Below are 813 nucleotides of genomic sequence, written 5' to 3' on the forward strand. Positions count from 1 at the left end.
CATCGAGGCCACCCAGCGCGCGGTCCGCTACGCGACCCTGCGCGGCGTCACCCTGATCGCGGCGGCCGGCAACGAGGCCACCGACACCGGCAAGCCCGCGTTCGACGACACCAGCCCCGACTACCCGTACCCGCAGTCGCAGTCGGGCGCCTACGAGCGGGACATCGACAACTCGTGCCTGTCGATGCCGTCCGAGGCCGAGGGCGTCGCCGACATCAACGCGGTCGGGCCGTCCGGCCGGCTGAGCTACTACAGCAACTACGGCGTCGAGCAGACGATCGTGGCGGCCCCTGGCGGTGACGCCTACGACGGCTCGACCACCCGGGACGCGGCGAAACTGATCCTGGCGGCCTACCCGAAGAACGTCGCCGAGGCCAACGGCGACATCGACGCCAGCGGCAACCCGACGACGCCGTTCGTGATCCGCGACGACAGCAAGGGCAAGACGTCGTACTACCAATACCTGCAGGGCACCTCGATGGCCGCGCCGCACGCCACCGGCGTCGCCGCGATCATCATCAGCCAGATCGGCAGGCCCGACTGGCACGGCGGGGTGACCGCCAAGCCCGCGGACGTCATCGCGGCGCTGAAGCGGACCGCGACGGCGACCGCCTGCCCGGCGACCAACCCGTACGTCTACGCCCCGCCGGTCCCCGCCGACTACACCAAGCCGTGCGAGGGCACCAAGAAGTTCAACGGCTTCTACGGCTACGGCGTCGTCAGCGCGAAGGCGGCGGCCCAGATCCACTGAGCCCGCGGCTGACCGAACACAGGCTGGCCCGGCCGGGCCCCCCCGGCCCGGCCAGTCCCGGT

Annotated in this window: 1 protein-coding gene; it reads left to right on the forward strand. The window is 71.6% G+C overall.

All coding sequences use genetic code 11. The features are described 5' to 3' along the window. Positions 1-751 (forward strand): S8 family serine peptidase (locus I6A81_RS02490; RefSeq protein ID WP_203007263.1); only part of this gene is annotated, 751 nt, incomplete at its 5' end. Positions 752-813: the final 62 nt, after the last annotated feature.

The sequence above is a fragment of the Frankia nepalensis genome (assembly GCF_016786325.1).
Lineage (GTDB): Bacteria > Actinomycetota > Actinomycetes > Frankiales > Frankiaceae > Pseudofrankia > Pseudofrankia nepalensis.